Annotated in this window: 21 protein-coding genes; 7 read left to right on the top strand and 14 right to left on the bottom strand. The window is 76.0% G+C overall.

Going from position 1 to position 25,702, the window contains the following annotated elements:
• Positions 1-3: 3 nt before the first annotated feature.
• The 8 genes from pyrG to ACI6QG_RS00365 form a co-directional block, all read right to left on the bottom strand.
• Positions 4-1,638, bottom strand: coding sequence for a CTP synthase (gene pyrG / locus ACI6QG_RS00400; RefSeq protein WP_407022581.1), 1,635 nt, complete (start codon positions 1,636-1,638; stop codon positions 4-6).
• 34 nt (positions 1,639-1,672) lie between these two features.
• The gene (locus ACI6QG_RS00395) at positions 1,673-2,458 is read right to left on the bottom strand and encodes a protein kinase family protein (RefSeq protein ID WP_407022580.1); all 786 of its coding nucleotides are present in this window, start codon (positions 2,456-2,458) and stop codon (positions 1,673-1,675) included.
• A 47-nt stretch (positions 2,459-2,505) separates the two neighbouring features.
• On the bottom strand, positions 2,506-4,914 hold the full coding sequence (locus ACI6QG_RS00390) for an LPS-assembly protein LptD (RefSeq protein WP_407022579.1): 2,409 nt from the start codon (positions 4,912-4,914) through the stop codon (positions 2,506-2,508).
• Positions 4,911-6,035 carry an LPS export ABC transporter permease LptG gene (gene lptG / locus ACI6QG_RS00385; protein ID WP_407022578.1) on the bottom strand — a complete coding sequence of 375 codons (1,125 nt, stop codon included), beginning with the start codon at positions 6,033-6,035 and terminating at the stop codon, positions 4,911-4,913. Before lptG ends, ACI6QG_RS00390 begins: the two co-directional genes overlap by 4 nt.
• Positions 6,032-7,162: an LPS export ABC transporter permease LptF gene (gene lptF / locus ACI6QG_RS00380; protein ID WP_407022577.1), complete on the bottom strand. Its 1,131-nt coding sequence runs from the start codon at positions 7,160-7,162 to the stop codon at positions 6,032-6,034. Before lptF ends, lptG begins: the two co-directional genes overlap by 4 nt.
• Positions 7,159-8,577 carry an FAD-binding oxidoreductase gene (locus ACI6QG_RS00375; RefSeq protein WP_407022576.1) on the bottom strand — a complete coding sequence of 473 codons (1,419 nt, stop codon included), beginning with the start codon at positions 8,575-8,577 and terminating at the stop codon, positions 7,159-7,161. Before ACI6QG_RS00375 ends, lptF begins: the two co-directional genes overlap by 4 nt.
• Before the next feature lie 88 nt (positions 8,578-8,665).
• The gene (locus ACI6QG_RS00370) at positions 8,666-9,631 is read right to left on the bottom strand and encodes an L-threonylcarbamoyladenylate synthase (protein WP_407022575.1); all 966 of its coding nucleotides are present in this window, start codon (positions 9,629-9,631) and stop codon (positions 8,666-8,668) included.
• Between the two features lie 91 nt (positions 9,632-9,722).
• The gene (locus tag ACI6QG_RS00365) at positions 9,723-10,493 is read right to left on the bottom strand and encodes a 3'(2'),5'-bisphosphate nucleotidase CysQ family protein (protein WP_407022574.1); all 771 of its coding nucleotides are present in this window, start codon (positions 10,491-10,493) and stop codon (positions 9,723-9,725) included.
• Between the two features lie 90 nt (positions 10,494-10,583).
• Here ACI6QG_RS00365 and ACI6QG_RS00360 point away from each other — a divergent pair, with 90 nt between their 5' ends.
• The 4 genes from ACI6QG_RS00360 to ACI6QG_RS00345 are packed head-to-tail and all read left to right on the top strand — an operon-like array spanning position 10,584 to position 17,315.
• Positions 10,584-12,059 carry a leucyl aminopeptidase gene (locus tag ACI6QG_RS00360; RefSeq protein WP_407022573.1) on the top strand — a complete coding sequence of 492 codons (1,476 nt, stop codon included), beginning with the start codon at positions 10,584-10,586 and terminating at the stop codon, positions 12,057-12,059.
• Positions 12,059-13,414: a leucyl aminopeptidase family protein gene (locus tag ACI6QG_RS00355; protein ID WP_407022572.1), complete on the top strand. Its 1,356-nt coding sequence runs from the start codon at positions 12,059-12,061 to the stop codon at positions 13,412-13,414. The genes ACI6QG_RS00360 and ACI6QG_RS00355 overlap by 1 nt, the downstream gene beginning before the upstream one ends.
• Complete coding sequence (locus tag ACI6QG_RS00350; protein ID WP_407022571.1) at positions 13,411-13,851, top strand: DNA polymerase III subunit chi; 441 nt, start codon at positions 13,411-13,413, stop codon at positions 13,849-13,851. Before ACI6QG_RS00355 ends, ACI6QG_RS00350 begins: the two co-directional genes overlap by 4 nt.
• On the top strand, positions 13,848-17,315 hold the full coding sequence (locus tag ACI6QG_RS00345; RefSeq protein WP_407022570.1) for a glycosyltransferase family protein: 3,468 nt from the start codon (positions 13,848-13,850) through the stop codon (positions 17,313-17,315). The genes ACI6QG_RS00350 and ACI6QG_RS00345 overlap by 4 nt, the downstream gene beginning before the upstream one ends.
• Here the strand turns inward: ACI6QG_RS00345 and ACI6QG_RS00340 are convergent.
• Positions 17,299-18,249, bottom strand: coding sequence for a Bug family tripartite tricarboxylate transporter substrate binding protein (locus ACI6QG_RS00340; RefSeq protein ID WP_407022569.1), 951 nt, complete (start codon positions 18,247-18,249; stop codon positions 17,299-17,301). The genes ACI6QG_RS00345 and ACI6QG_RS00340 overlap by 17 nt on opposite strands.
• Before the next feature lie 89 nt (positions 18,250-18,338).
• Between ACI6QG_RS00340 and ACI6QG_RS00335 the strand changes: the two genes are divergently transcribed.
• Positions 18,339-19,073 (top strand): class I SAM-dependent methyltransferase, encoded by a 735-nt coding sequence (locus ACI6QG_RS00335; protein ID WP_407022568.1) that lies wholly within the window; start codon positions 18,339-18,341, stop codon positions 19,071-19,073.
• Between the two features lie 9 nt (positions 19,074-19,082).
• On the opposite strand, the gene ACI6QG_RS00330 is transcribed toward ACI6QG_RS00335, so the two are convergent.
• Together ACI6QG_RS00330 and ACI6QG_RS00325 are read right to left on the bottom strand one after the other, a co-directional pair.
• A complete protein-coding gene (locus tag ACI6QG_RS00330; RefSeq protein WP_407022567.1) occupies positions 19,083-20,948 on the bottom strand; it encodes an ABC-F family ATP-binding cassette domain-containing protein in 1,866 nt (621 codons plus the stop codon).
• Between the two features lie 34 nt (positions 20,949-20,982).
• Complete coding sequence (locus ACI6QG_RS00325; protein ID WP_407022566.1) at positions 20,983-21,126, bottom strand: hypothetical protein; 144 nt, start codon at positions 21,124-21,126, stop codon at positions 20,983-20,985.
• 90 nt (positions 21,127-21,216) lie between these two features.
• On the opposite strand from ACI6QG_RS00325, the gene ndk reads away from it, so the two are divergent.
• Positions 21,217-21,639, top strand: coding sequence for a nucleoside-diphosphate kinase (gene ndk / locus ACI6QG_RS00320; protein ID WP_407022565.1), 423 nt, complete (start codon positions 21,217-21,219; stop codon positions 21,637-21,639).
• A gap of 7 nt (positions 21,640-21,646) precedes the next feature.
• Here ndk and ACI6QG_RS00315 read toward each other — a convergent pair whose 3' ends face one another.
• Positions 21,647-22,360, bottom strand: a complete 714-nt coding sequence (locus tag ACI6QG_RS00315; protein WP_407022564.1) for a M48 family metallopeptidase — start codon at positions 22,358-22,360, stop codon at positions 21,647-21,649.
• A gap of 95 nt (positions 22,361-22,455) precedes the next feature.
• On the opposite strand from ACI6QG_RS00315, the gene ACI6QG_RS00310 reads away from it, so the two are divergent.
• The gene (locus ACI6QG_RS00310) at positions 22,456-22,929 is read left to right on the top strand and encodes a VOC family protein (protein ID WP_407022563.1); all 474 of its coding nucleotides are present in this window, start codon (positions 22,456-22,458) and stop codon (positions 22,927-22,929) included.
• On the opposite strand, the gene ACI6QG_RS00305 is transcribed toward ACI6QG_RS00310, so the two are convergent.
• Complete coding sequence (locus tag ACI6QG_RS00305; RefSeq protein ID WP_407022562.1) at positions 22,921-24,432, bottom strand: hypothetical protein; 1,512 nt, start codon at positions 24,430-24,432, stop codon at positions 22,921-22,923. The genes ACI6QG_RS00310 and ACI6QG_RS00305 overlap by 9 nt on opposite strands.
• The gene (gene serS / locus ACI6QG_RS00300) at positions 24,429-25,697 is read right to left on the bottom strand and encodes a serine--tRNA ligase (RefSeq protein WP_407022561.1); all 1,269 of its coding nucleotides are present in this window, start codon (positions 25,695-25,697) and stop codon (positions 24,429-24,431) included. The genes ACI6QG_RS00305 and serS overlap by 4 nt, the downstream gene beginning before the upstream one ends.
• Positions 25,698-25,702: the final 5 nt, after the last annotated feature.

The raw sequence follows: 25,702 nt of genomic DNA, 5'->3' as shown, positions 1-25,702 counted from the left end.
CCGCTACACCAGCCGCGCCTGCTTCACCGCCGCCCCGACGAAGCCGGCGAACAGCGGGTGCGGCGCGAAGGGCTTGCTCTTCAGCTCGGGGTGGAACTGCACGCCGATGAACCAGGGGTGGTCGGGGTACTCCACGATTTCCGGCAGGCGCCCGTCGGGCGACATGCCGGAGAAGCGCAGCCCGCCGCCCTCCAGGCGGTCGCGGTAGGCCACGTTCACCTCGTAGCGGTGGCGGTGGCGCTCCTCGATGCGGGTGGCGCCGTAGACCTGCGCCACCAGCGATTCCTCGGCCAGCGCGGCGGGATAGACGCCCACCCGCATGGTGCCGCCCAGGTCGGTGGTCTCGCCGCGGGTCTCGGTGCTGTTGCCGCGCACCCATTCGGTCATCAGCCCCACCACCGGCTCCTCGCAGGGGCCGAACTCGGTGGAACTCGCCTTCTCGATGCCCAGCAGGTTCCGCGCGGCCTCGATGACGGCCATCTGCATGCCGAAGCAGATGCCCAGGAAGGGGATCTTGCGCTCGCGGGCGAAGCGCACGGCGGCGATCTTGCCGGGCGTGCCGCGCTCGCCGAAGCCGCCGGGCACCAGGATGCCGTGCACCCCTTGCAGCCGCGCCACCACCTCCTCCTCGCCGCGCTCGAACACCTCGCTGTCCACCCAGTCCAGGCGGACGCGCTGGTTGTGCGCGATGCCGCCATGGGCCAGCGCTTCGTTCAGCGACTTGTAGGCGTCCAGCAGCCCCGTGTACTTGCCGACCACGGCGATGGTCACCTCGCCTTCCGGGTTGGTGATGCGCTCCATGATGCGCTCCCACGGGCGCATGTCGGGCTCGCCGTAGATGGACAGGTTGAAGTGCCGCAGCACCTCGCGGTCCAGCCCCTCGCGGTGGTAGTTCAGCGGCACCTCGTAGATGGACTTGGCGTCGTAGGCGGGGATGACGCTCTCGGGCCGCACGTTGCAGAACAGCGCGATCTTGCGGCGCTCGTTCTCCGGGATCACGCGGTCGCAGCGGCACAGCAGGATGGAGGGCTGGATGCCCATCCCCAGCAGCTCCTTCACCGAGTGCTGGGTGGGCTTGGTCTTCAGCTCGCCGGCGCTGGGGATGTAGGGCACCAGCGTCAGGTGGACGAAGAGCGAGCGCGCGGGCGTCAGCTCGTTCGCCAGCTGGCGCAGCGCCTCCAGGAAGGGCAGGGATTCGATGTCGCCCACCGTGCCGCCGACCTCGACGAGGACGAAGTCGTAGGCCTCGGTGTCGGCCACCACCGCGTCCTTGATGGCATCGGTGATGTGCGGGATGACCTGGACGGTGGCGCCCAGGTAGTCGCCGCGGCGCTCCTTGGCGATGACCTCGGAATACAGGCGGCCGGTGGTCCAGTTGTCGGCGCGCGTCGCGTGCTCGCCGGTGAAGCGCTCGTAATGGCCGAGGTCGAGGTCGGTCTCGGCCCCGTCATCGGTCACGAAGACCTCGCCGTGCTGGTAGGGGCTCATCGTCCCCGGGTCCACGTTGAGGTAGGGGTCGAGCTTGCGGATGCGCACGCGGTAGCCGCGCGCCTGCAAGAGGGCCCCGAGGGATGCCGCCGCGATGCCTTTTCCGAGGGAAGAGACCACGCCGCCGGTAACGAATACGAACCGCGCCATGGGAGCCCTTGCTAACCCGTTTGCCGGGCCGGAGTCACCCCCCCGCCTGCGCAACCCCCGCATGCGCCGCCTCCGCCTCGGCCAGGGCGGCGCGCAGGGCGGGCAGCGCTTCCCCCGCATCGGCGAAGCGGCGGGTGGTGGCGCGGGCCAGGGCGCGCAGCAGCCAGGATTCCAGCGGCCCGGGCAGGCCGGGGGCCAGCTGGCGCGGCGGGATGATCGGCTCCTCCAGGATCATCTCGCGCATCGCCTCCGGCGCGCCGGCCCAGGGCGCTTGGCCGGTCAGCAGCAGGTAGGCCAGCACGCCGAAGGCCCAGACGTCGCCGCCCGGGTGCGGCGCCTCGCCGCACAGCACCTCGGGCGCGGCGCCCAGCACGGGCACCCGGCCGGTCTCGGGCTCCAGCAACACCGGGTCGGCGGCGCCGCGCACCAGGATGTTGCCGCCATGCACCCCGCCATGCGCCACGCCCGCGGCGTGCAGCGCCCGCAGCGCGTCCAGGCTGGGCAACAGCAGCGCGCCGGCCGCGCCGGCCTCCAGCGGGCGGCCGGGCGAGGGCCAGTCCCGCAGGGGCAGGCCGCGGACGCGCTCCATCACCAGCATCTCCCACCGCGGCTGCCCGACGACCGTGACCAGGTGGGGGTGGCGCGGCCAGGCCTGCGCCATCACCGCCAGCGGCAGGCGCTTCAGCGCCAGGGCGCGGTTGGTGCCGCGCTCCGTCACCGCCCAGACGATGGAGGATCGGCCGCGGCCGATCACCCAGTCGGGCCGGTACTGCGCCAGCAGCGCGGGGGGAAAGGTCTCGTCCATGCGGCGCGCCTCCATGGGCGCAGCATGGACGTCCGGGGTGGAGGATTGGTGAACGCGCGCCCTCAGATGGCGCGCAGGAAGTAGTCGCCCACCGTCTTCAGGCCCACCCGCACCAGGAACACCGTGTTGCCGGCGTATTCCGCCCCGGTGGAGGGGTCGGAGGCGAAGCGGCGCAGCAGGCGGCCTTCCAGGATGAAGCACTCGTCCTCATAGCCGCCGGCGGCGGTGATCAGCACCGTTTCCTGCCGCTGCACGTCGTAGCGCACCTGCGCCGAAAGGCGCCACGTGCCGCCCTGCCGCGTGCGGTAGGCGCCGCTGACGCCGAAGGAGGCCTCGTTGCGCGTGCGCTCGCCCCCGGCGAAGGCGAAGGGCGGCGAGTAGAGGTAGCCGCCCCACAGCGCCACATTGTCCAGCGGCCCCACCCGCCCGAGGTCCAGCCGCGCCACGATGTCCGACTGCCGGTGCTGGCCGGACTGGCTGTCCAGCCGCGTCCGCCCGGTGAAGGACAGCCAGGAGACAGGCGTGACGCCGACGCGCGCCACGTAGTCCGACCAGCGGCGCTCCAGCCCCGTGTTCTGCGGGAATTGCTGCGATTCGTTCAGCCGGAAGGAGCGCCCGGCCAGGCCTTCCAGCCGGCCGCCATTGGGCAGGTCCCAGGCGCCGCGGAAGGCGCCGTCCACGCGGGTGCCGCCCTCGTAGCGGTCGCGCCCGGTGAAGCGGTTGAGCGAGAACAGGTTGGCGTCGCTGAACTCGAAGTCCAGGCTGTCCTCGTTGGCGAAGTCGGTCTGCCGGCCGGTGCTGGGGCCGGTGACCACCTGCAGGCGCGGCTCGATGGTCTGGCGGCCCCATTGGCCGGCGTCGCGCACCATCGGCAGGCGCCAGTCGAGCGCCAGGCGGAAGTTGCCGTCCACGTGCTCCCCGTTCACACCGGGCTGGGGGGTGGAGAGCTTCTCCTGGTTGCGGGCCAGCAGGCCGCGGGCGTCGCCCTGGGCGCGCACCGTCCACACCTCGCCGAAGCCGCCGACCATGGGGCGGTCCCAGCTCACGCGGGTGGTGGCGCGCTGGCTCCAGGGGCCGGCGGTGCGGGTCAGGCCCAGCAGGCCGGTGTCCACCACCAGGTTGCCGCCCAGGTACTTGCGCCCCGGCGCCCACTCGTAGAACGCGTTGGGCGTGACCAGCGGCGTCTGCTCGAAATTGTCCGTGGTGCGCAGCCCCTGGTAGGCGCGCACGTCGAAGCGGGCATAGGCCTCGGTGCCCCAGAAGCCTTCCAGGTAGACGTCGCTGGTGAGGAAGCGCCGCACCTCGAAGCGGTAGGTTCGCAGGTACTGCTCGGAGGACGCGCGGTTCAGGTTGAAGCCCGCCCGCCAGTTCTCGTTCAGCGTGACGCGGCCGCGGGCGAAGATGTGGCCCGACAGCTCCTCGCTGCGCCGGGTGCCGGCCGACAGGCGCCGGGCGTCGTTGCCGTCGAAGTAGCCGACGGAGCCCTGAGCCTGCAGTTCGCCCGCGTTGAAGCGGCGGCGGTATTCCAGGCCGATGTTGGGCAGCACCTTCTCGGCGATGGTGGGCGTCACCAGCAGGTCCTGCTGCTCGTCGATCGCCCAGAAATACGGCGTCTGCGCGAAGGCGCCGAGGAAGCGGGTGTAGCCCAGCGTGGGGAACAGGAAGCCCGAGGCGCGCGGCGTCTGCGGGTCGGGGTGGGAGAAGAAGGGCGTGTAGAGCACCGGCACCCCGCCGATGGCGATGGTGGCGTCGCGGTAGGAGATGCGCTGGGCGTCGCGGTCCTGCGTGGCCAGGCGGGCGCGCATCTGCCACAGCGGCGGCCGCTCCGGGTCCTCGGCGCACAGGTTGCAGGAGGAGTAGACCACGCGCGACAGGTCGGTGACGGTGCCGCCGGTGCGCCGGGCGCCGTTGCCGGCCATGCGGGCGTTCTGCGCCAGCCGGGCGCGCACCTCGCGCAGCACGCCGTCCTTGAAGCCGTCCTGCAGCTCCACTTCCTCGGCGAAGAAGACCTGGCCGTCGGCCTCGATCAGCTGCACCTCGCCGCGCAGCACGGCCACGCCGGTCTCGCGGTTGTAGATGAACTCGCGCGCGCGCAGGAAGCGCTCGCCCTGCCAGGCCTCGACGCGGCCGCGGGCGGTCACCACGCCGGATTCGCGGTCGTACTCCACCTCCTCGGCGGTGAAGGTCACCGGGGCGTCGGCGGCGGCGGGCTCGGCCTCGCTGCGCGGGGCGGCGGGGGCGGCCGGCACGTCGGGCAGGTCGCGCAGCACCGGGCCGGGCAGGCCGCCCTGCGGGTCGGCCAGGCGGCTCAGCTCGGACAGGCTGCCGGGCTGCTGCGCCTCGCCCGCCGTGCCCAGGCTCAGCGCTGCCAGCGCGACGCCGCCCAGCAGCGCCCGCCGCAGAGCGGAGGCGCCGCCCCGGCGCGCGCGGCGCGGCATGCGGTGCGGCAGGAGGGGGGGCGGCGCGCTCATCCGTCCTCCTGATAGACCAGCAGCGCCAGCGCGGCGAGCAGGCCGGTGGCGGCCGGCACCCAGGCGGCGATGGCCACCGGCAGGGCGCCGCTTTCCCCGAACTCGCCGGTGATGCGGTCCAGCATGAACAGGGCGAAGCCGGCCGCCACCCCGGCGCCGATCATCCGCCCCACCCCGCCGCGGCGGGAATGGCGCATGGAGAAACCGGCCGCCAGCAGCGCCATCGCCATGGCCAGCACGGGGGTGGACAGCATGGACTGGTACTGCAGCCGGTGCCGCAGCGCCGAGAAGCCGGCCTGCTCCAGCACCGCGATGAAGCCGGGCAGCGCCCAGAAGGACAGCGTGTCGGGCGAGGCGAAGCTGTCCTCGATGCGGTCGGGCGTCAGGTCGGTGGGCAGGGAGAGCGCCTCCGCCGGGCGGCCCTGGCGCTCGCCGGGCAGGAAGGCGGTGGCGTCCTCCAGCAGCCAGGCGCCGGGCTGCAGGCGGGCGCGCGGCGCCTCGATGCGCGCCAGCACGCGGTCCCCAGCGGAAAGGCGCCAGATGGAGACCTCCGCCAGGGTGAACTCGGCGCGGTCGGTGGCCAGCAGCCGCGCGGGCCGGCCCGAGACGATGGCCACCCCCCCCGGCTCCAGCCCGCGGTCGGCCTGGCGCAGCCACAGCCGCCCGCCGGCCAGGGCGGTGACGCCGCCGCCCGCGCGCAGGAAGGAGGCGTCCAGCCGTTCGGCGCGCGACAGCAGGGCGGAGGAGATGGGCGAGACGGCGGCCACCGCCACCGTGCCGAACAGGATGGCCACCAGCATCGGCCCCGACAGGAAGCCCCAGGCCGAGATGCCGGCCGCGCGGGCCACGATCAGCTCGGAGGAGCGCGCGAGGCGCCAGAAGGCCAGGATGCCGCCCAGCAGGATGGCGAAGGGCATGATCTGCGTCGCCACGAAGGGCATGCGCAGCGCGGCGATGGTGGCCACCAGGGCGAAGGTGGCGTCCGGCCGGGTGGCGCCGCGACGCAGCAGCTCGATGAAGTCGAACATGCTCACCAGCAGGGTCAGCGCCATCAGCATCGTCAGGGTCGCCCCCAGGAAGCGGCGGGCGACGTAGAGGGTGAGCGTCGGCGCGGCGATCATCGCGACCACGCCCGCAGGCGGTTGGACAGGCCCGGCCGGCCGGCCAGCACCCAGGCCGAGGCGAGGCCCGGCAGCAGCGCGTGCAGCCAGATCAGGAAGATGAGCTTGGGCTGCCGCGCCGCCACCGAGCCGATGCCCAGCCCTGCCGCGAGCAGCGCCACCATCAGCAGCGTGCCCAGCGCCAGGGGCAGCGCCCCGCCATGCCGGCGGAAGCCCGCGCCCAGCGCCACCGCCAGCGCCATCAGCGCGAAGCCCACCGCGGTGAAGGGCCCGGCCAGGCGGGAATGCGCCTCGGCCAGGAAGCGGCGGCGGTCGCGGGTGCCGATCTCCGGCTCGGGGTGCAGCAGCTCGCCCAGGGTGCGTTCCTGGGCGTTGCGGAAGCGGCTCTGCTCGGCGCGGGTGGCGCGCGCCAGGTCCAGCGAGTTCTCGGCGAAGCTGAGCACGGACAGGCGGGTCTGCACCGTGCCGTCGGGCTGCTGCACGCGCTCCAGCTGCTGGCGCTGGCCGTTCACCAGCACCACGCGGGGCCCGGTGGCGCCCTGGGTGATGCGCCCGCTCTCGGCGATGATGGTCACCGGGGCGCCGCGCTCGCGCGCGTCATGCACCAGGATGCCGCGCAGGTTGCCCTCGCCGTCGCGGTCGCGGGCGTAGACCGTCAGGTCCTCGCCCACCGCGCTGAACACGCCTTCCTGCAGCAGCAGCCCGGCCATCTGGTTGCGGATCTCGAACTGCCATTCGCGGAAGGCCTGGGCCGAGGCCGGGGTGAGCCACAGGTTCAGCAGGAAGCAAAGCGCCATGGCCAGCGAGGCGACGAGGAGCGCGGGCTTGGCCAGCTGCGCGTCCGACAGCCCGGCGGCGCGCATCACCACCAGCTCGCGGTCGGAGGCGAGGCGCACGTAGGTGAACAGCGTCACCACGAAGGTGGTGATGGGCAGGATGACGCCGAAGAAGCCGGGCAGCAGCAGCCCGGTCAGCTCCAGGAACACCCAGATGCTCAGGCCGCGGTCCAGCACCAGCTCGATGAAGCGCAGCGATTGCGTCAGCCAGACCAGCGCCGCCAGCCCCACGGTCACCGCCAGCAGCGCCACCAGCAGCTGGCGCATGACGTAGGTGTCCAGCCGCCTCACGGCGCCGGGAACACCACGCCCGGGTTGAGCAGGCCCTGGGGGTCCAGCGCCGCCTTGATGGCGCGCATGGCGGCGTATTCCGCCCCGCCGCGCCATTCGGCCAGCATGTCGGTCTTGAGCCGGCCCACCCCGTGCTCGGCGGAGAAGGAGCCGCCGAGGCGGCGCACCACCGCGTTCACCGCGTCCATGATGTCGTGCGCGCGGGCCAGGAAGGCCCCGGCGTCCATCCCTTCCGGCTGCTGCAGGTTCATGTGGATGTTGCCATCCCCCATGTGGCCGAAGGGCACCGGCCGGGCGCCGGGAATCAGCGCGCGGCAGGCGGCCGAGGCCTCGCGGATCAGGGCGGGCACGGCGGAGACGGGCACGCTCACGTCGCTCTTGACGCTGGCGCCGGCGCGCTTCTGCGCCTCCGGGTGCTCCTCGCGCAGCTTCCAGATGGCCTGGCGCTGCGCCTCGGATTCGGCCAGGGCGGCGTCGGTCACCTCCCCGGCCTCCAGCGCCGCCTCCAGCACCGATTCCATCAGCGCGCGCAGGCCGGCGCCCTCCCGGCTGGCGGAAAGGTCCACCAGCGCGTAGTGCGCCGCCGGCGCGGACAGCGGCAAGGTGACGCCCTCGATGGTGTCCAGCACCAGGCCCATGCCGATGCCGGACATGTACTCGAAGGCGCGCACCGCGCCCTCGTCGGCGGCGCAGAAGCGGCGGAACAGCGCCAGGGCCGCGTCCTCGTCCGGGCAGGCGCACAGGGCGGTGGCAGTCTCCTTCGGGGCGGGGAACAGGCGCAGCACCGCCTTGGTGATGATGCCCAGCGTGCCCTCGGCGCCCACGAACAGGTGGCGCAGCGCGTAGCCGGTGTTGTCCTTGCGCAGCCGCCGCAGACCCTCAATCACGCTGCCGTCGGGCAGCACCACCTCCAGCCCCAGCATGAGTTCGCGCGCATTGCCGTAGCGCACGGTGGTGTTGCCGCCGGCATTGGTGGAAAGCAGGCCGCCGATCATCGCCGTGCCCTCGGCGCCCAGGCTCAGCGGGAACAGCGCGCCGTGCTCCGCCGCCGCCTGCTGGGCGTGGGCGAGCACCAGCCCGGCCTCGACCGTCATGGTCATGTCGGCCACGTCCACCTCCAGCACGCGGTTCATCCGCGCGAGGCTCAGCACCACCTGGCGCGGGGCGTCGGGCGGGGTGGCGCCGCCGACCATGGAGGTGTTGCCGCCCTGCGGGAAGATGCGGATGCCCTGCGCGGCGCAGAGCTTCACGCAGGCCGCCACCTGCTCCGTGCTCGCGGGGCGCAGCACCGCCATGGCCTGGCCGCGGTACAGCCCGCGCCAATCGGCCAGGTGCGCGTCCATGTCGGCACCCGTCAGCAGGCCGGAAGGCCCGAGGATGTCGGCGAAGCCGGGGGGAAGGGCGTCGAGCGGCATGGCCGGGTCATAGCGCCCCGCGCCGGGCCGCGCGAGTCACCGCCGCGCCGCCGCGTCCGTCCTCACCGCGGCGCCGCCGCGTCTTTCCTCACCGCGGCGCCGCCGCGCGGGCCAACCGGTCGCGGATGGCCTCGCCCAGCCCCTCGGCGGGGATGGGCATGGCGGCGATGCCGCGCAGGCCCTGGCGCTGGCCCGCGGCGTCCAGCGCGCGCAGCCCGGCGAACAGGCGCGCCGCCGCCTCGCGCAGGTCGCGCGCCGCGGAAAGCTGGAACAGCGCGCCCGCCCCCGGCGGGGCGGGGCCGAAGGCCAGCAGCGCCTCGTCCGGCGCGGCGGCGTCCGCCTCCAGCCGCAGCGGCAGAGTGGGCGCGTAGTGCGACAGCAGCAGCCCCGGCGAGCGGTGGGTGGGCGCCGGCCCCGCCCCCGGCGGCACCGGCCGCCCCACCGGCCCGACCACCGCCGCGATGGCCTCGGCCGGCACGCCGCCGGGCCGCAGCAGCGCCGCCCCACCGGGCGAGGACAGGTCCAGCACGCTCGACTCCACCCCGACGGCGCACTCCCCGCCCTCCAGCACCGCGGCGACGCGGCCGGACAGCTCCTCCAGCACGTGGGCGCTGCTGGTGGGCGAGACGCGGCCCGAGCGGTTGGCCGAGGGCGCGGCCACCGGCGTCCCGGCGGCGCGCAGCAGGGCCAGGGCCTGCGGGTGGGCGGGCACGCGCAGCGCCAGCGTGTCCAGCCCCGCCCCCGCCAGCAGCGCAACCCGGCTGTCGGCCCGGCGCGGCAGCACCAGCGTCAGCGGGCCGGGCCAGAAGGCGGCGGCCAGGGCGCGGGCGCGGCCGTCGGCGCGCACCTCGGCCCAGGCGGCCTCGGCGTCGGGGAAGTGGCAGATGAGCGGGTTGAAGTGCGGCCGGCCCTTGGCCTCGAAGATGGCGGCCACCGCGCGGTCGTTCCGCGCGTCGGCGCCCAGGCCGTAGACCGTCTCGGTGGCGAAGGCGACCAGTTCGCCGGCGCGCAGCAGGGCGGCGGCCTCCGCGGCGTCGTGCAGCAGCGCGGTCACCCGCGCCGTCCCGGGGCCATCGCCCGCGCCTTCCTCAGGCCCATCACTTGCGCCTTCCCCGGGCCCATCATTCGCGCCTTCCCCAGGCCCATCACTTGCGCCTTCCCCAGGCGACGAACCCCCCCTGCCGGTAGCCGGGCTTGCCGTGGCGCAGGCGGTGGCCCTGCGGGTCCAGCACGGCGCCGCCGGCGGCTTCCAGCAGCGCCTGGCCGGGCGCCACGTCCCATTCCATCATGGTGCCGTTCAGCCGGGGCGAGACGTCGGCCTCGCCCGCCGCCAGCCGGGCGAACTTCAGCGCCGAGCCGATGCGCCGCACCTCGCGCACCCGCAGGGCGGCGCAGAAGGCGTCGGTGGCCGCGGCGTCGCGGTGGGAGACGCTGTCCACCACCACCAGCCCGTCCGGCGGCGGCGGGCGGGCGGCCAGCGGGCGGCGCGCGCCCTCCGCGTCCTCCGTCCAGGCGCCCAGGCCCTGCCCGCCGGCATGCACCAGGCCGCGCGCGGATTCGCCCAGCACCCCCAGCACGGGGAAGCCGTCCTCCACCAGGGCGATGCAGGCGCAGAACTCGTCGCGGCCGGCGGCGAACTCGCGCGTGCCGTCCAGCGGGTCCACCAGCCAGAAGCGTGGCGCCACCGGCGGCGGGGCGCCGTCGCTGCACGCCTCCTCCGCCACCACGGGGATGCCGGGGAAGGCGTCCAGCAGGCCCTCGGTGATGATGGTCTCGGCCAGGCGGTCGGCGGCGGTGACGGGGCTGTGGTCGCTCTTGCGCTCCACCGCGAAGCCGGCGCGGCGGACGGACATGATCGCCTCCCCCGCCGCGCGCGCCAGGCGCGCCATCACTTCCAGGGCCGCTGCATGCTCCATGCGGTGCTGCCTATCCCCGTGCCCGGCGTGACGCAACGCGCGGCAGGGCCTAGGCTGCCCCCGACAGACGACATGATTCCGGGAGCCCCCATGCTGGACATCGCCTTCGCCAAGCCCGCCCTGCCCAAGGCAGGGGCGGTGGTGCTGCCCCTGTTCGAGGGCGAGGCGCCGGCCGGCCAGGCCGCCGCGCTGGACGCCGCGGCGGGCGGGGCGCTGACGCGCGCCCTCGACGCCGCCGCCTTCAAGGGGCGCAAGGGGCAGTCGGTCACCCTCTACGCCCCCGTCGCCGGGCTGACGCGGGTGGTGGTGACCGGCATGGGCCAGCGCGACGGCTTCAAGGCGGAGGAAGCCGGCGGCGCCCTGGTGCCCCACCTGTCGAACGAGCCCACGGCCACCGTGCTGGCCGAGGGGCTGACCGGGCAGGAGGCCGCGCAGCTGGCCATGGGCGCGCTGCTGCGCTCCTGGCGCTTCGACCGCTACCGCACCACGGAGAAGCCGGAGGACAAGCCGAAGCTGGCGCGGCTGGTGCTGGCCGGGCCGGATTCCGGCGGCGCCAAGGCTGCCTTCGCGGCGCTGAAGCCGGTGGCCGACGGCGTCTTCCTGGCCCGCGAGCTGACCAGCGAGCCGCCCAACGTGCTGACCCCCGCCGTGCTGGCCGAGCGCTGCCTGGAGCTGACGCGGCTGGGCGTGCAGGTGGAGGTGCTGGGCCCCAAGGAGATGCGCCGCCTGGGCTTCGGCGCCCTGCTGGGCGTGGCCCAGGGCAGCGCCAACGAGGCCCGCATGGTGGTGATGCGCTGGAACGGCGCCGAGGGGGCGAAGGGCGGCCGCAAGGGCGCCAAGCCGCTGGCGCTGGTCGGCAAGGGCGTGACCTTCGACACCGGCGGCATCTCCATCAAGCCCGCCGCCGGCATGGAGGACATGAAGTGGGACATGGCCGGCGCCGGCGCGGTGATCGGCGCCATGGCCGCCATCGCCGGGCGCAAGGCGCGCGCCGACGTGGTGGCGCTGGTCGGGCTGGTGGAGAACATGCCCTCCGGCACCGCCCAGCGCCCGGGCGACGTGGTGAAGTCCGCCTCCGGCCAGACCATCGAGGTCATCAACACCGACGCCGAGGGCCGGCTGGTGCTGGCCGACGTCATCCACTACGCCATCGAGCGCTTCGACCCCGCCGCCGTGGTGGACCTGGCGACGCTGACCGGGGCCATCATCATCGCGCTGGGCCACGAGCACGCGGGCCTGTTCAGCAACGACGACGCCCTGGCCGCCAGGCTGGAGGCCGCCGGCCGCGCGACGGGCGAGGCGGTGTGGCGCATGCCGATGGGCGACGCCTACGACAAGCAGCTGAAGTCCGACATCGCCGACATGAAGAACGTGTCCGGCCGGCCCGGCTCCTCCATCACCGCCGCGCACTTCATCGGCCGCTTCGTGCAGGGCCGGCCCTGGGCGCACCTGGACATCGCCGGCACCGCCTGGAGCAGCAAGGACACCGCCACCTGCCCCAAGGGCGCCACCGCCTTCGGCGTGCGCCTGCTGGACCGGCTGGTGGCCGAGCACCACGAGGGCTGATGCGCCGCCGCCGCCGCCCGCCGGAGGGCGCGCACCTCCTCCTCCCCGACCCCGCCCTGGGTTGGGGCGTGGAGCGGGCCGAGGGCACGCGCACGCGCATCGGCGCGCGGGGCGTCGCCGGGGCGCGCGGCTGGGAAAGGCTGGGCGCGCTGGCCGTCGCCGCCGCGCCGGTGGAGGCGCCGCTGCTGGCGCTGGACTGCACCGCCCTGCCCCCGGCGGACGGCGCGGCCTTCGCCCTGGGCGCGGCGCTGCGCCACTGGCGGTTCGACGCGCTGAAGCTGGCCCCGCGCACCCAGCGCCTGGAAGCCGTGCGCCCGGCCGAAACCGCCGAATGGGCCGCGCTGGACGCGCTGCTGCCCGCCATCGCCTGGACCCGCACCCAGGTGGCCGAGCCCGGCAACCGCCTGGACCCCGCCGCCTTCGCCGAACGGCTGCGCGCGCTGGAGGCGGAGGGGCTGGAGGTCCGCATCCACGACGCCGCCTGGCTGCGCCGGCGGGGCGCGGGCGCCCTGCTGGCGGTGGGCGGCGCCGCCCGCAGCGGGCCCTTCCTGGCCGAGATCCGCTGGCGCGGCCGCTTCCGCGCCCCGCCGGTGGCCTTCGTCGGCAAGGGCCTGACCTTCGACACCGGCGGCGTCTCGGTGAAGCCGGCGGCGGGCATGGAGGCGATGCGCGCCGACATGGCCGGCGCCGCCGCCTGCGCCGGGGCGATGCTGGCGCTGGCCCGGCGCGGCTCGCCCTGCCCCGCCGTCGCGGTGCTCGCCATCGCGGAGAACGCGCTGGGCGCGCGGTCCTACCGGCCCGGCGACGTGCTGCGCACCGCCTCAGGGCGCACGGTGGAGGTGCTGGACACCGACGCCGAGGGGCGGCTGGCCCTGGCGGACGCGCTGCACCTGGCCATCGCGCGCCACCGCCCGCTGGCCGTGCTGGACCTGGCGACGCTGACCGGCGCGGTCATCGTGGCGCTGGGGCACCAGCGCGCCGGGCTGTTCGGCACCGACGCCGCCCTGTCCACCGCCGCCGCCGCGGCGGGCGAGGCGGTGGGCGAGAAGCTGTGGCCGCTGCCCATCGGCAACCGCCACCGCGAGGACCTGCGCTCGGACATCGCCGACATCCGGCAATGCGCCCCCGCCGGGTCGGGCGCCTGGGGCGGGCGGCTGCTGCCCGACGCCTCCCACGCCGCCGCCTTCCTGCGCGAGTTCGTCGGCGCGGTGCCCTGGGCGCACCTGGACATCGCCGGCATGGACGCGGCGGAGGACGCATCGGGGCTGGCCGCCAAGGGCAGCCCCACCGGCTTCGGCGTGCGCCTGCTGGACGCGCTGGTTGCGCGCCACTTCGAGGACCCGCACCGGCTGTGACCGAGATCGGCTTCTACCACCTCACCCGCTCCACGCTGGAGCAGGCGCTGCCCCGGCTGCTGGGCCGGGTGCTGGCCCTGCCCGCCCGTGCCCTGGTGCTGTGCCCGGACGAGGAGCGGCTGCGCGCGCTGGACGCCGCGCTGTGGACCTGCCCGGAGCCGGACTGGCTGCCGCACGGCACCGCGGACGGGCCGGAGCAGCCCATCTTCCTCACCGGCACCGACGCCCCGCCGCCCAACGGCGCCCGCCACCTGTTCCTGGTGGGCGGCGCCGAATCGGCGCACCTGTCCCTCTACGAGCGCGGCTTCGACCTGTTCGACGGCACCGACGAGGCGGCGCTGGAGGCCGCGCGGCGCCGCTGGAAGGCCGCCCGCGCCGCCGGCCACGCCCCCGCCTACTGGCAGCAGGGCCCCAAGGGCTGGGAACGCAAGGCATGACCCCCGAGCAGGCGACGCACTCCCTGGAAGGGCTGGCGGACGGGCCGCGCTGGCGCGCCGGGCTGGACCTCGCGGCCGGCTTCATGCTCAGCGGCTGGGCGCTGGACGCGCGCGACCCGGCCCGCCCGCTGCGGGTGGAGGTGCGCATCGGCGGCGAGCCCGTGGCCGCCGGGAAGACGGGGGAGGAGCGCGGCGACATCGCGCCCTTCGCCCCCGGCGCCCGGCCGGGCTTCCGCCTGGACCTGCGCGACGCGCCGGGCGCCGGGCTGCTGGCGGCGCTGCGCGCCACCGCCGCCATGGCCGAGGACGAGCCCGCCGTGACCCTGGGCATCGAGGGCGCGGCGGAGCTGCCGGCGGCCATCTGCGCCCACCTGCCCGCCGGGCTGCTGCGCCGCACCCTGCTGGCCCTGCCGCCCGAGGCGCTGCTGCCCGCGCCCGCGGCCGAGGCGCCCGCCACCGATGGCCGCCCCCTGCTGGCCACCCTGGCCGGCGCCGCCCTGCTGTTCGACGAGGAGCGCTGGCTGGAGGAGCACCCGCGCGACGCCCGCGCCGGCCTGTCCGACCTCGCCGCCGCCCATGCCGGCTGGCAGGCCTCCGGCCGGCCGCCGGGCCATCCGGACCAGCTCGGCCAGGCGCAGGACACCGCCGCGCTGCTGCGCGGCGAGGTGGCGCTGGCCGAGGGGCGCATCGGCGCGGCGCGCCAGGTGCTTTCCCTCTCCGCCGCGGCCCTGCTGGGCGAGCCCGCGGCGGCCGCCGACTTCCCCCGCGCGCTGGAAACCGCGCTGGGCGCGCTGGAAGCCGGGCGCCTGGCCGCGCAGCCCTGGCGCGAGCGCCTGCTGGCGGCTTCCGCCTTCTTCCTGGCCGTGGCGCAGGAGCCCGGCGCGGCGCAGGAGGTGGCGCTGCTGCGCCTGGCCCCGGTGCTGGAGCGCCTGCACCATGCGGGCTCGGGCGGGCCGTCGCGCCTGTCGGACCTGCGCGTCTGGGTGCGGCTGGCCCCGGCCATCCTGGGGCTGCGCCCTCCCGGCGGCGTGGCCGCCGCCCTGGCGCTGGCGAGCTGGCAGCACGCCCCGCCCGGCGAGCGCGCCCGCCACCCCATGCCGCCCACCGCCGCCCTGCGCCGCCTGCTGCTGCTGGCCTGGGCCGCCGAGGCGCTGGCCGAGGGCCGCGAGGACGAGGCGCGCGGCGCCGCCCTGCAAGCCTTCCGCGAGCTGCTAGCCCTGCGCGAGCGCCCCTGGCGGCAGGCGCTGCAGGCGCCGATGGAGGCGCTGTTCCGCCCCGGCCCGGCCGACCGGCGCGAGGTGGCTTCCTGCCTGGCCGCCATCGGCGAGGCGGGGTTCGGCGCCCGCCGCGCCATGGCGGTGCAGGGGCTGCTGCGCGCCATGGGGCTGGACGCCCCGCCCGCCCGCCGCATCGCCCCCGCCGAGGCGCCTTCCCGCCCGCCGCTGGACGTCGCCTTCCTGGTCGGCGCGGCGGAGGGCGAATCCCTGCGCTACCGCGTGGTGAACCTGGTGGGCGGGCTGGAGGCGCGCGGGCTGGCCGCCGCCACCCTGCTGCCGGCCGAGGCGGCGGAGCTGCACCGCCACTGCGGCGCCCTGGGCACGCTGGTGGCCTTCCGCGCCCCGCACGGGCCGGAGCTGGCCGCGGCCATCCGCGCCGCCCGCCGCCTGGGCGCGCGCATCGTCTACGACGTGGACGACCTGACCTTCGACCCCGCCCTGGCGGGGGAGATGACCTCGCTTTCCGCCATGGCGCGCGGCGAGCGGGAGGAGGCGCTGGCCGGGCTGCGCCGCTACCGCGAGGCGCTGCTGCTGGCCGACGCCGTCACCGGCTCCACCCCCGCCATCGCCGAGGCGGCGCGGGCGCTGGGCCGGCCGGCGCAGGTGGTGCCCAACACCCACGGCCCGTTCGAGCGCCTGCTCGCCGCCCGCACCGCCCCGGCGCGGGCCGAGGCCGCGGTGACGCTGGGCTACTTCTCCGGCACCTGGACCCACAGCGGCGACTTCGCCCGCATGGAGGCGCCGCTGCTGGCGGCGATGCACCGCCACCCCCGGATGCGCCTGCTGCTGGTGGGCGCCCTGCGCCTGGGCCCGGCCTGGGACGCCCTGGCCGGGCGGGTGGAGCGCGCGCCGCTGCTGCCGCACCCGCAGATGCTGGCGCTGTATGCCCGGGTGGACATCAACCTGGCGCCGCTGGAGCACGGGCTGCGCTTCTGCGAGGCCAAGAGCGAGCTGAAGGTGTTCGAGGCCGCGCTGTTCGGCGTGCCCTCCATCGCCAGCCCCACCGCCCCCTACGCCGCCGCCATCACCCATGGCGAGGACGGCATGCTGGCCGCCGATGCCCCGGCCTGGGCGGCGGCGCTGGACGCGCTGGCCGCCGACGCCGCGCTGCGCGCCCGGCTGGGCGCCGCCGCCCGCGCCCGCGCCCTGCGCCAGTTCGGCGAGGACGCGGCCGCCGCCGCCTGGCTGGCGGCGCGCGAACTGTGGGAGGCCACCCCCGCCGCGCCGCTGTCCCTCCTGCTGGCCCTGCCGGCGGCGGAGGAACCGGCGGCCGAGGCGCTGGCCCTGGGCGAGGAGCTGGCGCTGCTGGGCCACCGCGTCGCCCTGCTGGCGCCGCCGCCGGAGGGGTTGCGCGCCGCCCTGCCGGTGGCCCCGCGGCCGGAGGCGATGGACGCGGCCATCCTGCTGGGCACCGACGCCGCCAGCCTGGAAGCGCTGGACCCGCTGGCCCGCCTGACCGGCGCCACCCTGGCCCAGCTGGCGCAGGAGGACGAGGCCGCCCGCCACCCGCTGGGCGCCGCGCGGCTGCGGGCGGAGGCGGCGCAGGTCCGCCCGCTGCCCCGGCTGGCGCGCGGCGCCGCCCTGGCCGCGCGGCTGGGTGCCCCCCGCTTCGACCCGGCGCCCGACCGCGCCCGCTTCCGCCCGCGCGGCGAGACGCACCGCGCCCGCACCCTGGTGGCCTTCCGCACCGGCCCGGACGACCCGCTGCGCTGCCACGCGCTCGGCCTCGCCGCGCTGGCGCAGTTGCAGGCGCGGATGCCGGGGCTGGAGATCGCCGTCGCCGGCCTGGAGGACGAGCAGGAGGAGGGCGACCGCGCCCCCCTGCCCCCCGGCCTGCGCGAGGCGCGCGGCTGGCAGGACCCGGTGGCGCGCGCCCGCCTGTACAGCGCCGCCCGCGTCGGGCTGTGCTTCGCCCCCGGCGGCGACGATGCGGCGCTGCTGGAGATGGCCTGCTGCGGCCTGCCGGTGGTGCAGGCGCGCGGCGGACTGGCCGGCGAGGGGCTTTCCCTGCTGGCCGAGCCGGCGCCCGAGGCGCTGGCCGCCGCGCTGGCCCGGCTGCTGGAGGACGACGCCGCCTGGGCGGCCGCGGCGGCGGCCCAGGCGGCGGCGCTGGACGCCCTGCCCGGCCCGGCCGGGCAGGCGCGCCAGGTGGAGCGCTGGCTGCGGGGCCTCAGCCCTCCATCATGATGCCGGTCAGCGTCGCCATCTCGCGCCAGCGGGCGATCTCCTCCCGCTGGAAGGCGGCGAAGCGGGCGGGGGGCAGCGGGGCGGGGTTCAGCCCGGACTGCGCGAGGCGCGGCGCCATGCCCTCGCCCTCCAGCGCGCCCAGGAAGGCGGCGGACAGGCGCTCCACCCGCGCCGGGTCGGTGCCGGCGGGGGCGAACAGGCCGAACCAGGCGTCCACCGCCATGAAGGGCATGCCGGCCTCGGCCGCCGTGGGCAGGTTCGGGAAATCCGCCAGCCGCGCCGGGGCGCCGATGGACAGCGCCCGCAGCCGCCCCTCGCGCACCAGCGCCACCACGCCGGGCCAGGTGGAGACGTAGAAGTCCACCACGCCGGCCACCGTGTCCTGCGTGGCCGGCCCGCCGCCGCGATACGGCACGTGGGTGGCATCCATGCCGGTGCGCCGCGCGAAGGTCTCGGCGATGACGTGCGAGGCGCTGCCGGCCTGGGAGGAGGCGTAGGTGACGCGCCGCCCGCCCTGCCCCATCGCCGCCAGCCCCGCCATGTCGCGCGCCGGGGAGTTCGCCGGCACCACGGTGGCGTGGTGCACCGTGGCCAGCCGCGCCACCGGGGCGAAGCTGTCGGCCACGTGATAGGGCAGGTTGCGCGCCATCCACTGGTTGGAGGCGTGGGTCTGGTTGTGCCCCAGCACCACCGTGTTGCCGTCGGGGGCGGAGCGCGCGGCGTTCTCGGTGCCGATGATGCCGCCGGCGCCGCCGCGGTTGTCCACCACCACCGCCTGGCCCAGCGCCGCGCCCGCGCGCTCCGTCAGCAGGCGGGCGAGGATGTCGGTGGAGCCGCCGGGCGGCGCGGGCACCACCAGGCGCAGCGGCGCGCCCTGGGCGCGGGCCACGGCCGGGGCGGCGAGCAGGGCGGCGAGGGCGGCGCGGCGATGCATGGTGGTTTCCTCCTGTGGGGTTGGGGCCTGATTAGCGGCCCTGCGCGGATCGTGCCAACATGGCGGCGCGGCAGCGTGGGGAAGGCGGCATGGGAATCGGACGGGACGGCGCGCAGGACCAGGTGGACGAGTGGCTGGCCCGCATCGCGCCCGGCCAGTCCGTGGTGGACATCGGCGGCATCGGCGAGTTCTCCACCAACGAGCGCTGCAGCTGGGCCCGGCGCAACGGCGCCACGCGGGTCGCCATGGCCGACCTGGAGCCCTTCGCGCACCCGCTGTGGCAGCACTGGCGCACGGAAACGGCCCGCCTGGGCGTGACGGGCGTGGAGGAGTTCGAGCAGGTCAACCTGGACGACCCCGCGCTGCCGGAGCTGATCGGCCAGTGGGACGTCGTGCATTCCACGGGCATCCTGTACCACGTGCCCAACCCGGTCCACACGCTGCTGAACCTGCGGCGCACGGTGAAGCGCTGGCTGATCGTCAACACGGTCGTGCTGCCGCCGGTGATCGAGAACCGCGCCGGCCGGCTGCGCCTGCCCGACTGCGCCGTGGCGCTGTTCGCCGCCCTGCGCGGCCAGGAGCGCGCGGTGATCGGCGAGCACTACCGCGCCCGCTTCGGCATGGACATCGAGGCCCTGGCCCCCACCCGGCAGGAGGGTGCGGTGATGCCCTACATGCGCGAGGGCGCCCCCTCCTATTATCCCTACTGGTGGATCTTCACCGCCCACGCCTTCGAGGCGCTGCTGGAAACCCTGGAGATGAAGGTGCGCGAGCGCTGGACCTGGGAGGAGCACGCGCACTTCGTGCTGCTGGAGAAGGCCTGAGGGCCGTCCTCAGCCCTCCAGCGCCTCGCCCAGCTCCAGCCACTCGGATTCCAGCACCTCGACCTCGCGGGTGATGGCGGCGCGCCGGGCGGTGGCGCGGGCGATCAGGTCGGGCTTCTGGCGCTCGTACAGGCGCGGGTCGGACAGCGCGCCGTCGATCACCTTCGCCTCCTCCGACAGCCGGGCCATCTGCGCCTCCACCGCCTTCAGGCGCTGGCGCAGCGGGGCCTGGGCGGCGCGGGACTCCGCGCGCTGGCGGCGCTCGTCCGGCCGGGGGGCGGCCTCGGCGGCGGGGCGGGCGGAGGCGCGGGCGCGCTCGGCCAGGTGCTGGCGGTAGTCGTCCAGGTCGCCCTCGAAGGGCTGCACCGTGCCGTCGGCCACCAGCCACAGCCGGTCCGCCACCAGCCCGACCAGATGCGGGTCGTGGCTGATGAGGACCACGGCGCCCGGATAGTCCGCCAGGGCCTTCACCAGCGCGTCGCGCGCGTCGATGTCCAGGTGGTTGGTCGGCTCGTCGAGGATGAGCAGGTGCGGCGCCTCGCGCGTGGTCAGCGCCAGCAGCAGCCGCGCCTTCTCGCCGCCCGACAGGCCGCGCACGGCGGTGTCCGCGCGGTCGGCGTCCAGGCCGAAGCGCGCCAGCTGGGCGCGGCACTGCGTCTCGGTGGCCCGCGGCAGCGCGGCCTGCATGTGGGTCAGCGGCGTGCCGGCGGGGTCCAGGTCGTCCTCCTGGTGCTGGGCGAAGTAGCCTACGCGCAGGCGGCGGTCGCGGTGCAGCTCGCCCGCCAGCGGGGCCAGCCGGCCGGCCAGCAGCTTGGCCAGGGTGGACTTGCCGTTGCCGTTGGCGCCCAGCAGGGCGATGCGGTCCTCCTGGTCCAGCCGCAGCTCGAGCCCGCGCAGCACCACGCGCTCGCCATAGCCGGCGCTGCCGCGGCGCAGGGTCAGCATGGGCGGCGGCAGGGCCTCGGGCTCGGGGAAGGCGAAGCGGGTGGGCGCGTCCTCCACCAGGGATTCCACCGGCGGCAGGCGCTCCAGCGCCTTCAGGCGGCTCTGCGCCTGCCGGGCCTTGGTGGCCTGGGCGCGGAAGCGGTCCACGAAGGCCTGCATGTGGGCGCGCTGGGCGGCGATGCGGGCGTTCTGCGCCGCCTGCTGGGCCTGGCGCTCGGCGCGCACCCGCACGAAGGCCTCGAAGTTGCCGGGGTAGAGGGTGATGCGCCGCCCGTCGAGGTGGGCGATGGAATCCACGCAGCGGTCCAGCATGCCGCGGTCGTGGCTGACCACCAGGATGGCGCCGGCGAAGCGCTGCATCCAGCCTTCCAGCCACATCGCCGCCTCGAGGTCGAGGTGGTTGGTCGGCTCGTCCAGCAGCAGCAGCTCCGGCTCCAGGAACAGCGCGCGCGCCAGCGAGACGCGCATGCGCCAGCCGCCGGAGAACTCGCGCGAGGGCCGCGCCTGGGCGGCGGCGTCGAAGCCCAGGCCGGAAAGGACCGTGGCGGCGCGGGCGGGGGCGCTGTCGGCGCGGATGTCGCGCAGGCGGTCGTGGATGGCGGCGATGCGCGCGGGGTCGGGGGCGGCCTCCAGCTCGGCCAGCAGGGCAGCGCGCTCCTCGTCCGCCGCCAGCACGATGTCCAGCAGGGACAGGTCGCCCGCCGGGGCCTCCTGCGCCACGTGGCCCAGCCGGGCGCGGGCGGCCAGGCGGATCTCGCCGCCATCCAGCCCCTGCTGGCCCAGGATGGCGCGCAGCAGGGTGGACTTGCCGGCGCCGTTGCGCCCGACGAGCCCGACCTTGCGCCCGTCATCCACCTGCAGGGAGGCGCCCTCCAGCAGGGGGCGCCCCATCATGCGCAGGGTGACGTCGCGGATGGCAAGCACGGTCATGGCCGGGCGCTTCTACAGGCCCGGCCGCGCGCGGTCAGCCCTCGGGCGGCGCTTCCGGCGGCGGGTCGGGCGCCCATTCGTCGGTGATCAGCGCCTGCTGCTCGCTCACCTCGCGCAGCTCCTCCGGGCTGGGCGGGCGGGGGATGTAGCCCTCCTTGGGCTTGGGGTCGGGCGTCATGGGCGGAAAACGGGCGCGCGGCGGCCAGGGTTGCGCGCCGCGGCCGGGCAAGGCAGATGGCGGCGCAGCATCCCAACCGAGGAACCCCCCATGGCCATCGAACGCACCTTCAGCATCATCAAGCCCGACGCCACCCGCCGCAACCTGACCGGCGCCGTCAACGCCGTGTTCGAGAAAAACGGCCTGCGCGTGGTGGCGCAGAAGCGCATCCGGATGACGCAGCAGCAGGCCGAGACCTTCTACGGCGTCCATAAGGAGCGCCCCTTCTTCAAGGACCTGGTGTCCTTCATGACCTCCGGCCCCGTGGTCGTGCAGGTGCTGGAGGGCGAGGACGCCGTGGCGCGCAACCGCGAGCTGATGGGCGCCACCAACCCGGCCAACGCCGCCGAGGGCACCATCCGCAAGCTGTTCGCCGAGAGCATCGAGGCCAACAGCGTCCACGGCTCCGACAGCGCGGAGAACGCGGCCATCGAGATCGCCTACTTCTTCGCCGGCTCCGAGATCGTCGGCTGAGGCGACGTCACGGCCCCGCGCGCAGCAGCGCGGGGCCGTGGCGCTTCAGCCAGGCGGTCGCCGCCGCGCGGTGCGGCGTGCGGGATTCGCACAGCGCCCAGAAGCGCTCGGAGTGGTTCATCTCCCGCAGGTGGGCCACCTCGTGCGCCACCACGTAGTCCAGCACCCAGGGGGGCGCCATCACCAGGCGCCAGGTGAAGCTCAGCGTGCGGTCCGGCGCGCAGGAGCCCCAGCGGGTGCGCGTGTCCTTCAGCCGGATGGCCTTGGGCCGCACCTCCAGCGCCGCGGCGTGGTGCAGCGCACGCTCCGACAGGCGGCGCAGCGCCTCGGCGCGCAGCAGGCGCTCCACCCGGCGGGGCACCGCCTCGGCCATGCCGCCGACGCGGATCTCGCCCTCCGCGACCTCCGCGCCGCGGCGGGCCGGGTCGTGGCGCACCACGTGCGGCGCGCCGCCCACCGGCACGGCGGCGCCGGGGGCGAAGGCCAGTGCGGGGGCCAGCGCCTCGATCTGCCGCAGCACCCAGGCGGCGTGCTGCTCCAGCAGCTCCACCCCGCGGGCGCGGGCGGCGCGGCGCGGCAGCGTCACCACCGCGGCCCCGGCCACCGGGTCCACCCGCAGGGAAACGCGGCGGGCGCGGGCGGTGCGCCGCCACACCACCGGCACCTCGCGCGCCGGCAGGAGCGGGTCGCGCCGCAGGGGAATCAGCTCCGTCTCGTCCATCCGCGGCACAGATGGCGCGGGGCGGCGGCCCAGGCAATGATCCTCATGCGCGGCGGTGATTGGCGCCCGGGGCGGCGCGGCGCCATGTGGGGGGCATGGAACCCATCGCCCCCGGCACCCGCATCGGCCACGTCCACCTCAAGGTGGCGGACCTCGACCGCGCCCTCGGCTTCTGGCGCGACATCCTCGGCTTCCAGGAGATGCAGCGCTATCCCGGCGCGGTGTTCCTGTCGGCCGGGGGCTACCACCACCACGTCGCGCTCAACACCTGGGAAAGCGAGGGCGGCGGCCCGCCCCCGCCGCACCACACCGGGCTGTTCCACGCCGCCATCCTGTACCCGGACCGCGCCGCCCTGGCCGACGCCCTGCGCCGGCTGATGCGCGCCGGCTGGCCGCTGGACGGCGCCAGCGACCACGGCGTCAGCGAGGCGCTGTACCTGCGCGACCCCGACGGCAACGGGGTGGAGCTGTACCGCGACCGCCCGCGCGAGGAATGGCCGCGCGACGCCGCCGGCAAGCTGGCCATGCACACCCGCCGGCTGGACCTGCAGGGCCTGCTGTCAGACTGAGCCATCCGGCCAGCAGGGCGGCGAGCGAAGGGGGATGGGGCGCGGGTGCGGCGTCGCCATCCACCCCTGGAGCAGCAGGTCCGGCCAGGGCGTCAGGTAGTGGCTCCAGTCCGTCACGTCGCGGAACACCGACTGCCGCGCGGCCTCGGGCACGGTGCAGCGCTCGCTGGCCTCCCACGGCTCCTTGGCCACCAGCAGCGAGGCCTCCATCAGCGAGCCCAGCGCCGCCACCACGGCCACGGCGCGCAGCGCGGCGCGCCAGGGGCCGGGGGGCGCCCGCCACAGCGCGGCGATGCCCGCCACCGCCAGCACCGCCAGCGCCGCCTGGGAGCCGCGCGAGGCCGCCTCGTTCCCCGCGCCGAACACGTAGAGCGGCAGCAGGCACAGCAGCACCGCCGCGGCCAGCAGCAGGCGCCCGCGCAGCAGCGCCCAGGCCGGCACCGCCCAGGGCAGCACCTCCACCAGCAGGAACAGCGGCCAGCGCCACCAGCCATCGGCGCGCTCCAGGAACAGCCAGCCATGCGGCACGGCGTTGGAGCCGGCGACGAGGTAGAGGCAGGTGGGCAGGGCGAAGGCCACTGCCAGCCAGTTGACCGGCGACAGCAGCGCCGCCCGGGCGTTGCCCGCCGCCAGCACGGCGAAGCCGCCCAGCACCGCCGCCCCCGCCGCCGCCACCGGCGACCACGCGGCCGCCGCCGCCAGCCCCAGCCCCAGGGCGCGCGCGAAGCCCGGCGTGGCGCCGTGGCGCAGCACCAGCAGCCCGCACAGCCAGGCCGGGATGGCGTGGTTGGGCGCCCACAGCAGCGCGGTGACGTGGCCGGGATACTGGAAGGCGCGGTTCCACCACTCGCCGCCGCGGCCCCAGGCGGCCAGCGCCCCCGCCCCGGCGTTCCAGTCCAGCCAAAGGTTGGGCAGCAGGTCCAGCCCGCCGAACAGGGCGAAGCCCGCCATCAGCACGGCGGACGGCACCCCCAGGGACCGGCCCAGCCCGGCCAGCAGCCCCAGCACCAAGGCCAGCGAGGCGCCGGTCCAGACCCACAGCGCCACCTGCGCGCCTTCCAGGCTGCCGGCCAGGGCGGCGGGCAGGAAGTAGCCCAGCGGCGCCCGCAGCAGGAACAGCGCCTCCTCGTCATAGGCGATGGGCCAGGAGAAGCGCGCGAGGTCGTTCAGCACCGCGTCGCGCACCTGCCAGTCCGCGGTGGCGTAGAGCCAGTGCGCCGCCCCGGTGAAGCCGGCCCAGCCCAGCCCGGCCAGCAGGCACAGCCAGGTGGTGCGCCGCGCCAGCGGCCAGCCCGCCCGCCAGCCGGGCGAGAGCGCCAGCGCCAGCAGCCCCGCCCCCCCGGACAGCGCCGCCGCCCAGGGCTGCGCCCAGCCCAGCAGGAACACCAGCCCGGGCAGCAGCAGCAGCGCGGTGCAGGCCAGGGCCAGCCAGTCGGGCGGGGTGTTGCCGGCCAGGGCGTCCAGGCGGGGCCGGGACGTCCCCGACAGGTCGAAAGGGCTCATCCCGCCGGCCGGGGGTGGCCGCCGATGCGCTCCAGCCCGCCCATCCAGGGCCGCAGCACCTCCGGCACCGCGACGGAGCCGTCGGGCTGCTGGTGCGTCTCCATCACCGCGATCAGCGCGCGGCCGACCGCGACGCCGGAGCCGTTGAGGGTGTGCAGGAACAGGTTCTCCTTGCCGCGGCGGAAGCGCGCCTTCATGCGCCGGGCCTGGAAGGCGCGGGTGTTGGAGCAGGAGGAGATCTCCCGCCACGCCCCCTGCCCCGGCAGCCAGACCTCCAGGTCATAGGTGCGGGCGGCGCCGAAGCCGGTGTCGCCGGCGCACAGCAGCACCCGGCGCCAGCACAGCCCCAGATCGGTCAGCACGCGCTCGGCGCAGCGCGTCATGCGCGCGTGCTCGGCCTCCGACTGCTCGGGGGTGCAGAGGCTGACCATCTCCACCTTGAGGAACTGGTGCTGGCGCAGCATGCCGCGGGTGTCGCGCCCCGCCGCCCCGGCCTCCGAGCGGAAGCAGGGCGTCAGCGCCGCGTAACGGATGGGCTCGGCGGGCTCGGGGATGATCTGGCCGGCCAGCAGGTTGGTCAGCGGCACCTCGGCGGTGGGAATCAGGTAGTGCTCGCCGGTGGTGCGGAACAGGTCCTCCTCGAACTTGGGCAGCTGGTTGGTGCCGAACAGGGCGTCGCGCTTCACCAGCACGGGGGGGCTGACCTCCTGGTAGCCGTGCTCCGCCACGTGCAGGTCCAGCATCCACTGGCCCAGGGCGCGCTCCAGCCGGGCCAGCGCGCCCTTGAGCACGACGAAGCGCGAGCCGGACAGGCGGGCGGCGGCCTCGAAATCCATCAGGCCCAGCGCCTCGCCCAGCTCCCAGTGCTCCTTGGCGCCGGGGATGTCGCGCGGGGCGCCGTGGGTGTGCTCCACGCGGTTGTCGGCTTCGTCGCGCCCGTCCGGCACCTCGGGGTCGAGGATGTTGGGCAGGGAGGCGAGGGCGGCGTCCAGCGCCGCTTCCCCGGCGTCGGCGTTGGCGGCGGCGAGCGCCGCGACCTCGGCCTTCAGGCGCGCGGCCTCCGCGGCGTCGCCCCGCTTCATGGCGGCGCCGATCTCGCGCGACAGGGCGTTTCGGCGGGCCTGGGCGCCCTCGGCGGCGGTGATGGCGGCGCGGCGCTCCTCGTCCAGCGCCAGCAGGGCGGGGGATTGCGGCGGCAGGCCGCGGCGGGCCATGGCGGCGTCGAAGGCGGCCGGGTCGGCGCGCAGGGCGCGGAGGTCATGCATGGGCG

Source organism: Sabulicella flocculans (genome assembly GCF_045449635.1).
Lineage (GTDB): Bacteria > Pseudomonadota > Alphaproteobacteria > Acetobacterales > Acetobacteraceae > Roseococcus.
The sequence above is the reverse complement of the archived record's forward strand: the minus strand, read 5'-3'. Positions and strand labels throughout refer to the sequence as shown.